Source organism: Nocardioides sp. NPDC057772, assembly GCF_042798075.1.
Taxonomy (GTDB): domain Bacteria; phylum Actinomycetota; class Actinomycetes; order Propionibacteriales; family Nocardioidaceae; genus Nocardioides.
Window position 1 is genome coordinate 1 of the sequence record NZ_JBHVKN010000202.1, and the last position, 9,390, is coordinate 9,390.

At 69.0% G+C, this 9,390-nt stretch carries 5 protein-coding genes; 3 read left to right on the plus strand and 2 right to left on the minus strand.

Features of this window, described 5'->3' with window-relative positions; genetic code table 11:
* Positions 1-1,069 (minus strand): pyridine nucleotide-disulfide oxidoreductase (locus ACFVJS_RS23270; RefSeq protein WP_378885498.1); only part of this gene is annotated, 1,069 nt, incomplete at its 3' end.
* 61 nt (positions 1,070-1,130) lie between these two features.
* Positions 1,131-2,159 (minus strand): LacI family DNA-binding transcriptional regulator, encoded by a 1,029-nt coding sequence (locus tag ACFVJS_RS23275; RefSeq protein ID WP_378885499.1) that lies wholly within the window; start codon positions 2,157-2,159, stop codon positions 1,131-1,133.
* A gap of 230 nt (positions 2,160-2,389) precedes the next feature.
* On the opposite strand from ACFVJS_RS23275, the gene ACFVJS_RS23280 reads away from it, so the two are divergent.
* The 3 genes from ACFVJS_RS23280 (at position 2,390) to rapZ (ending at position 9,266) form a co-directional block, all read left to right on the plus strand.
* Positions 2,390-6,316: a GH92 family glycosyl hydrolase gene (locus ACFVJS_RS23280; RefSeq protein ID WP_378885500.1), complete on the plus strand. Its 3,927-nt coding sequence runs from the start codon at positions 2,390-2,392 to the stop codon at positions 6,314-6,316.
* A gap of 103 nt (positions 6,317-6,419) precedes the next feature.
* Positions 6,420-8,396 (plus strand): excinuclease ABC subunit UvrC, encoded by a 1,977-nt coding sequence (gene uvrC / locus ACFVJS_RS23285; RefSeq protein ID WP_378885502.1) that lies wholly within the window; start codon positions 6,420-6,422, stop codon positions 8,394-8,396.
* Between the two features lie 3 nt (positions 8,397-8,399).
* Positions 8,400-9,266: an RNase adapter RapZ gene (gene rapZ / locus ACFVJS_RS23290; protein ID WP_350658997.1), complete on the plus strand. Its 867-nt coding sequence runs from the start codon at positions 8,400-8,402 to the stop codon at positions 9,264-9,266.
* Positions 9,267-9,390 lie beyond the last annotated feature (124 nt).

Sequence of the window (9,390 nt, forward strand, 5' to 3'; positions counted from 1 at the left end):
AGTTCTCGTCGCGGGCCATCATGCCCAGCGCCTCGGCGAGGGGGGAGACGACGGTGGCCATCGTCGGGTGTACGTGACCCGCGGCCCACGAGCGCAGCTCGTCGAGCGCGCCGGCGTTGCCGGTGGCGAGATGGGTGACGGCGGTGTGCATGGCCAGGAACGGCGTGGCCGGGCGGATCATCGTCTCGCGGCCGGTGACGCGCACGACCTCGGCGATGTCGGGGACGTCGTGCGCGCCCGGCGTGAGCGCCCAGCGGAAGAGGAGCGAGCCGGAGTCGACCAGCGCCCGGCAGCCCAGCGCGCGGCCGGGCTGGAGCTGGGTCTCGTAGCGGCGGCGTACGGCCTCCAGGTCGCCGAGCGAGAGCTCATGGAGCGCGGCGTGCCAGGAGAAGTGGGAGAGCGAGTCGATCTCGGCGCCGTCGCCGAGCACCCACGACGACATCCAGGCGAGGCCCGCTTCGTGGTCGCCGGTCTCGTAGTGGGCGTGCGCGCGGGCGTGGGCGGAGTGACCGGCTCCGGGCTCCACTGCCAACGACGCGCAGGAGAGTGACATCGCGTCGTCGAAGCGGCGCTGCTCCTGGCGTACGAACGCGAGCAGGCCGGCGAACCACCAGTCGTCACCGTAGGCGGGGGCAGCGCGCTCCACGATCGCCCACGCCTCCTCGGGCACCTCGGTGGCCCCGGCGAAGGCGATGGTCGGCACGGCCGTCGACAGGAGCAGCGCATCGCGCGGGAACGCTGCGAGATGGTCGATCAGCGGCCGCGGGTTGCCGCCGATGTGGGCCTCGACGGCGTGGACGTGACTGCGCTCCCGTTCGGTCGCCCGACGCGCGTGGAGCCGGGCCTGCTGCAGTCGCGCGGCGACGTCGACGGGCGCGCACATCTCGTGTCCGAGCAGGGCGAGCGCGGCGTGACCGAGGGCGAAGGTCGGGTCGAGGACGATCGCGGCCCCGAACGAGGACAGGGCGCCGTCACGCAGGCGAAGCACGTCGAGCAGCCCCTGGGAGTAGGCCAGGGCGGCTTCGTCACTGGTGGTCAGCGCGTATCCGTAGCGGTCACGACAAGGCACATAACCATACTAGACCACTAGACTTTAAAACCCAGGGTGACGCGGCGGGATTTCCCCAGACTCAGGGAGCCGCCAGCTCTCCGGAGCCCCGGGGGATCAGCCGGGTGCCGATGGTGACCGTCTGAGGCGGTCCGGAAGTCGGGCCGGCGATGCGCTGGAAGAGCAGCCTGGCTGCGGCCGCGCCCATGGCGCCGGGGTCCTGGGCGACGACGGTGAGCCCGGGCTGGAGGAGGTCGCCGAGCTCGACGTCGTCGAAGCCGACGAGGGCCAGTCGTGTCGAGCGCCGGGCGAGCTCCCGCAGCACGCTGACCGTCGTGCGGCTGTTGCCGCACAGCAGCGCGGTCGCCGGCGACGGTCCGGCGAGCAGCCGGTCGAGCGCCTCGGCGGTCGACGCCGAGGACGGGGGAGCCTGGGTGACGAGGTCGTCGGAGAAGGGGATGTCGGCGGACTCGAGTGCGTCGCGGTAGCCACGCAGGCGTTCGCCGGCGGTGTAGATCTCCGGCGCGTCGCCGATGAAGCCGATACGGCGGTGTCCGTGCTCGAGCAGGTGCTCGACCCCGCGCCGGCTGCCGCCGCGGTTGTCGGTGAGGATCACGTCGGCCTCGATGTCGCCGGGCGGGCGGTCGACGAACACGACCGGGATGCCGGCCCGCATCTCCGGGAGGAGGTAGGAGTGGCTGGAGCCGGCCGGCACGATGATCAGGCCGTCCACGCGCCGCTCGCAGAACGCGAGGGCGAGGTCGCGCTCCCTGTCGGCGTCCTCGGCGGAGGATCCGGCGAAGACCATCGTCCCGTGCTCCCGGGCGACGTCCTCGACCGCGCGGGACAGGATCGAGTAGAACGGGTCGGCGACGTCCTCGAGCAGCAGCCCGACGGTGCCTGACCGTCCCTGCCGGAGCTCGCGGGCGCTGGCATTACGGCGGAACCCGAGCTGGGCGATCGACTCGAGCACCGCTGCCCGGAGGTCGTCGTTGACGTTCGACTCGCCGTTGACCACCCGGGACACGGTTTTCAGGCTCACTCCGGCGGCCGCCGCGACGTCCTTCATGGTCGGGCGGCGCTGCTGACGGGTCTGGTCGGACGTGGCCACGTGCTCAGCGTAGACGCATCTCCGAGCGTGACAACGATGTCTCGAATCTTCTCGTGCTTAGGGAAGAAGCAAGAGACGCTCCACGTAAATCCTTCACAAACTCGTTGACAACGTTGTCATCTAGCGGTTCCATCTGGGATGGCCCCCATGTGAAGGAGATCACACCGATGCACCGTTGGGACGCACCATCACCCAGAACCCGAGGCCGGGCTGTCCGCCGCCTGGCCGCGATGATCACCGCGACGGCGGCACTGACGGTCGGAATGAGCGGCACCGCGCCCGCTCTCGCGACCCCGGAAGCTCCCGAGCCGTCCGCGCCGAAGAGCGACACCGCCGATCCCCAGCAGGCCGCCGAAGGCGGTGACTGGGCGACCTCCTTCGAGGAGGACGACCCCCAGCCCAGCTGGGCGGACCTCGTCGACACCGACGAGGACGGCAACCCGCGCACCGCCGGCGTCGCCGGCCCCGACCCCTTCGGCATCCCGGGCGACATCGGTGAGCACATCACGGGCGTCACCGCCAGCGGGGAGAACACCGGCTCCGGAGAGGGAGCCGCCGAGCTCGTCGACGGCGACATCAACACCAAGTGGCTCACCTTCGCGACCACCGGCTGGGTGCAGATCAAGCTCGATCAGCCCATCAGCGTCGTCAGGTACGCCCTGACCTCTGCCAACGATGCGGCCGAGCGCGACCCCAAGGACTGGGTGATCCAGGGCTCCACCGACGGTCAGAACTGGACGACGGTGGACCGCCGCACCGGCCAGTCCTGGGACGAGCGGTTCCAGACGCGCGAGTTCGAGATCGCCTCGCCGCAGGCCTACTCCCACTACCGCATCGACATCTCCGCCAACCAGAGCGGCGGCATCATCCAGCTCGCCGAGTGGCAGCTCTCCGACGGCTCCGAGCCCCCGCCGCCGCTGAAGAACATGACCAGCCACCCCGACGACGGCCCCGCCTCGGCGTACGCCGCGAAGTCGAAGGTCGGCTTCACCGGAGTGCACGCCTTCGAGTACGCGGGCAAGATCACCGGCGACAAGGGCCACTCCTACAACCGGGTCTTCGACGTCGACATCCCGGTCGGCAAGGAGACCGAGCTGTCCTACCTGGTCTTCCCGGAGTTCATCGAGGGCGACCTGAGCTACCCGAGCACCTACACGGCGGTCGACCTGGCCTTCACCGACGGCACCCTGCTCTCCGAGCTGGGCGCGCTCGATGCGGAGGGCTACGTACTGTCTCCGGAGGGTCAGGGCGAGTCGAAGTCGCTCTACACCAACCAGTGGAACAAGAAGACGTCCGTCATCGGCGAGGTCGCGGCCGGCAAGACGATCGACCGCATCCTGGTCGCGGTCGACGCGCCGACCGGCCCGACGAAGTTCCGCGGCTGGTACGACGACATCGCGATCACGGCCTCCCCGGAGGAACCGCAGGTCACCAGCACCGTCGACTACGCCGTCACGACCCGTGGCACCCACTCCAGCGGTGGCTTCTCGCGCGGCAACAACATCCCGGCGACCGCGGTCCCGCACGGCTTCAACTTCTGGGCCCCGATGACCAACGCCGGCTCGTTGTCCTGGTTCTACCGCTACCACCAGGACAACGACGCTCAGAACCGGACCAGCCTGCAGGCACTGACGTTGAGTCACGAGACCAGCCCGTGGATGGGGGACCGGCAGACCTTCCAGGTGATGCCGTCGTCCGCCGAGGGCGTTCCCGACCCGGGCCGCAGGGCACGTGCGCTCACCTTCGAGCACGACAACGAGACCGCTCGGCCCTACTACTACAAGGTCGGCTTCGACAACGGCCAGACCGCTGAGATCGCGCCGACCGACCACGCCGCCGTGTTCCGGTTCACCTACCCCGGTGACTCCGCGCGGCTGGTGTTCGACAACGTCAACAACAACGGCGGCCTGACCCTCGACCCGGCCACCGGGACGCTGTCGGGCTTCACCGACACCCGCAGCGGCCTGTCCAACGGCGCCACCCGGATGTACGTCTACGCGACCTTCGACCAGCCGGTCACCGGCGGCGGCAAGTACGCCACCGGTGAGCGCCCCGACGTCCAGGGCCACCTCGCGTTCGACGCCGGTGCGGACCGGACCGTGACGATGCGCATCGCCACCAGCCTGATCAGCATCGACCAGGCCAAGCGCAACCTCGACCTCGAGGTCGCCGACGACTCCTTCGACACGATCAAGGAGAAGGCGAAGGCGCTGTGGCAGGACAAGCTCGACGTCCTCGACATCGAAGGGGCGACCAAGGACCAGAAGACCACCGTCTACTCCAACCTCGCCCGCCTGTTCCTCTACCCCAACTCGGGCCACGAGAACACCGGCACCGAGGACGCGCCGGTCTGGAAGCACGCCGTGCAGTCCACCTCCAGCGACACCAACCCGCCGGGCACCACGCCCACCCACACCGGGGCGGAGATCAAGGACGGCAAGGTCTATGTGAACAACGGCTTCTGGGACACCTACCGCACCACCTGGGCGGCCTACTCGCTCCTGGAGCCGAGCCAGGCGGCCGAGATGGTCAACGGCTTCGTGCAGCAGTACCGGGACAACGGCTGGATCTCGCGCTGGTCCTCGCCGGGCTACGCCAACCTGATGACCGGGACCAGCTCGGACGTCTCCTTCGCCGACGCGTACGTCAAGGGCGTGGAGGGCATCGACGCCGAGGACGCCTACGCCGCCGCCGTGAAGAACGCCACGGTCCGTCCGCCGGGCTCGGCGACCAACTCCAACGTCGGCCGGAAGGGCATGCAGACCTCGGTCTTCCTGGGCTACACCCCCGCGGCCGTGAGCGAGGGCGTCTCCTGGGGGCTCGAGGGCTACATCAACGACTACGGCATCGGGAACATGGCTGCCAAGCTCGCCGAGCGTGACGGGATCTCCTCGGCCGAGCGGAAGCGGCTGCGGGAGGAGTCGGAGTACTTCCTCAACCGAGCCCGCAACTACGTCAACACCTTCGACACCAAGGTGGGCTTCTTCCAGGGCCGCAACGCCGACGGCACCTTCAAGAAGTCACCGGCGGACTACAACCCGCTGGTGTGGGGCAGCGACCACGACTACACCGAGACCAACGGGTGGAACTTCGCGTTCCACACGCCGCAGGACGGCCAGGGCCTGGCCAACCTCTACGGCGGTCGCGGTGGGCTGGCGCAGAAGCTCGACACCTTCTTCGCCACCCCGGAGACGGGGGAGTACCCCGGTTCCTACGGCGGCATCATCCATGAGATGCGTGAGGCTCGTGACGTACGCATGGGGCAGTGGGGCTTCTCCAACCAGGTCAGCCACCACATCCCGTGGATGTACAGCTACACCGGTCAGCCCTGGAAGACGCAGGAGATCGTCCGCGAGACCCTGCGCCGGATGTACACCGGCTCCGAGATCGGGCAGGGCTACGCCGGCGACGAGGACAACGGCGAGACCTCGGCGTGGTACCTCTTCGCCGCGCTCGGCCTCTACCCGCTCCAGATGGGCAGCGAGAACCTCGTGCTCGGCTCGCCGCTGTTCACCGAGGCCACCCTCCACCTCGAGGGCGGCAAGGACCTGGTGATCAAGGCGCCGGACAACTCCACCAAGAACGTCTACGTGCAGGGCGTCACCATCGACGGCAAGGCCTGGGACAAGACGTACGTCTCCCACAAGGAGCTCGCCGACGGCGGCACCATCGAGTTCGACATGGGCTCGAAGCCGTCGCGCTGGGGCACCTCGGCGAGCTCGGTGCCGCCGTCGCTGACCACCGGCGCGGCACCGGCCAGGCCGATCGCGGACAAGTCGGGCGCCGGCAAGGGCACGGTCTCGACCAGCGGCAACGACGGCCAGAGGCTGGTCGACAACGACTCCGGCACGCAGACCACCGTGGCCGGCGACGGCTGGGTGGAGTACCGGTTCTCCGGGACCAAGGTGCCGGTGTCGTTCTACACGCTCACCAACGGCGCCGACGGGCGCTCCCCGAGCGGCTGGGTCGTCAAGGGATCCAACGACGGCACCGACTGGAAGGTCCTCGACCGGCGCTCGGGTGAGAAGTTCGACTGGCAGCAGGCCGCCCGCCCGTTCAAGCTCGAGTCAGAGTCGAGGTTCAACCGGATCCGGATCGAGTTCACCGGGCCCGCCGCGGAGCCGATCACGCTCTCGGAGGTGGAGCTGCTGGGCTGACGCCTGCTCGACGGCACGGCGATGCCCGGTCGGATCAAGCCGGCCGGGCATCGCCCGTGCTGCCTGCGAGGAGACTGTCGGTGCCCGCTACTAGGGTTGGGACGTGCCCGATCCGCAGAGCTATCGCCCCAAAGCTGGAGACATCCCCACCCAGCCAGGGGTCTACCGGTTCCGCGATCCCAAGGGGCGGGTGATCTACGTCGGTAAGGCGATCAACCTGCGTCAGCGACTCGCGAACTACTTCCAGCCGATCCCCAGCCTTCACCCGCGTACGGCGACGATGGTCACCACCGCCGGCAGCGTGGAGTGGACGACGGTCAACAACGACATCGAGGCGCTCCAGCTCGAATACACCTGGATCAAGGAGTTCGACCCCCGGTTCAACGTCAAGTACCGCGACGACAAGTCCTACCCGTGGCTCGCGGTCACCGTCTCCGAGGAGTTCCCGCGGGTCATGGTCGGCCGCGGCGCCAAGCGCAAGGGCACCCGCTACTTCGGCCCCTACGGCCACGCCTGGGCGATCCGCGAGACCGTCGACATCCTGCTGCGCGTCTTCCCGATGCGCTCGTGCAGCAACGGCGTCTTCAAGCGCAGCCAGCAGATCGGCCGACCCTGCCTGCTCGGCTACATCGACAAGTGCACCGCGCCCTGCGTCGGCAACATCTCGCCCGAGGAGCACCGCGAGATCGTCGACGACTTCTGCGACTTCATGGCCTGCCACACCACGACCTTCACGAAGCGGATCGAGAAGGAGATGTACGCCGCCTCCGAGGCTCTCGACTTCGAGAAGGCGGCGCGGCTGCGTGACGACTTGGCCGCGATGCAGCGTGCCTTGGAGAAACAGGCCGTGGTGCTCGGCGACGGCGCCGACGCCGACGTGATCGCGCTGGCCGAGGACCCGCTCGAGGTCGGCGTCCAGATCTTCTACGTACGCGGCGGCCGCATCAAGGGTCAGCGCGGCTGGGTCGCCGACCGGATGGACGACGCCGACACCGCCGGCCTGGTCGAGCACTTCCTGCTCCAGCTCTACGCCGGCGAGGACGCGGAGGCGATCCCGCGCGAGATCCTGGTCCCGGCGCTGCCGCCCGACCACGAGACGCTCGAGGAGCTCCTCACCGACGTCCGCAAGGCGAAGGTGCGGATCCGGGTCCCGCAGCGCGGCGACAAGAAGACGCTGCAGGAGACCGTCGCGAACAACGCCAAGCAGGCCCTGGCCCTCCACAAGACCAAGCGCGCCAGCGACCTGACCACCCGCAACCGGGCGCTGGAGGAGATCCAGGAGGCGCTCGAGCTCGACGAGGTGCCGCTGCGGATCGAGTGCTACGACATCTCACACCTGCAGGGCACCGAGATCGTGGCCAGCATGGTGGTCTTCGAGGACGGCCTGGCCCGCAAGTCGGAATACCGTCGCTTCATCATCAAGGGTCAGGACGGCTCCGACGACGTCCGGGCGATGCACGAGGTGATCACCCGACGGTTCAGGCGGCTGCTGGACGAGCAGTCGACGTCGATCGTGTCGACGGAGGTCGAAGGCGCCAACGGGCCGATGCTGGTCGACCCGGAGACCGGCCGGCCTCGCAAGTTCGCCTACGCCCCGGGGCTGGTGGTTGTCGATGGTGGTGCGCCGCAGGTGGCCGCGGCCCAGCGTGCCCTGGCCGAGCTCGGGATCGACGACATCCCGGTCGTCGGCCTGGCCAAGCGCCTGGAGGAGGTCTGGGTCCCCGACGAGGAGGACCCGGTGATCCTGCCGAGGTCGTCGGAGGGGCTCTACCTGCTGCAGCGCGTGCGCGACGAGGCCCACCGGTTCGCGATCACCCACCACCGCGGCCGCCGGTCGAAGTCGATGGTGGAGAGCCTGCTCGACGACGTACCCGGCCTCGGCGAGGTGCGCCGCAAGACGCTGATGAAGCACTTCGGCTCGCTGAAGAAGCTCCGCGCCGCGACCGCCGAGGAGATCGCCCAGGTGCCCGGCATCGGACCCGCCACCGCGACAGCGATCAAGACCGCTGTGGAGCAGTCGTCGAAGAATGGCAAGGTTAGCGGCATCAACGTCACCACCGGCGAGATCATCGAGGAGTAGTTCATGCACAAGGGGGAGGTCGTCGTCATCACCGGCATGACCGGTGCCGGGCGGAGCACCGCCGCCAAGGAGCTGGAGGATCTCGGCTACTACGTCGTCGACAACCTGCCACCGAGCCTGCTCCCGCAGGTGGTCGAGCGGGTCGACGCGGCCCGGGGACCGGAGCAGCCGGTGGCGGTCGTGACCGACGTACGTTCGGGGTCGTTCTTCGCCGAGCTCGAGGAGATCGTGGCCAAGAAGGCCACCGGGCGGCGTACGACGCTGGTGTTCCTCGACGCCGCCGACGACACGCTGGTGCGTCGTCAAGAGGCCGCTCGGCGTCCCCACCCCATGCAGCGCGGCAACGAGCGGCTGCTGGACGCGCTCGAGCGTGAGCGGGTGGTGTTGGCCAACCTGCGCGGCGCCGCCGACCTGGTCATCGACACGACCCAGCTCAACGTCCACCAGCTCACTGCGAGGATCGCCGAGGCCTTCGGCACCCCGGAGCGGACGACGCTGAAGGTGTCGGTGGTGAGCTTCGGGTTCAAGTACGGGATCCCGGTCGATGCCGACTTCATGGCCGACATGCGGTTCCTGCCGAACCCTCACTGGGTTCCCGAGCTCAAGGACGGCAACGGACGCGACAATCCCGACGTCGCCGCCTACGTCTACTCGCGTCCTGGTGCGGAGGAGTTCCTGAGCGGGTATGTTCCGGTGCTCATCGGAGTGACCAAGGGCTACCTCCACGAAGGAAAGAGGTTCATGCGCGTGGCAATCGGGTGCACGGGCGGCAAGCACCGCAGCGTGGCGATGGCGGAGGAGATCTCCAGGCGGCTGCGAGATGCCGGCCTCGACGCGAAGGCGATCCACCGAGACCTCGGGCGGGAGTGAGCGTGGCCGGGGCCGACCGACCCGGGGCAGATGCCCAGGCCGTCGTCGCCCTGGGGGGAGGGCACGGACTCCACGCGTCGCTGAGCGCACTGCGGCTGCTGGTCGACGACCTGACCGTCGACCA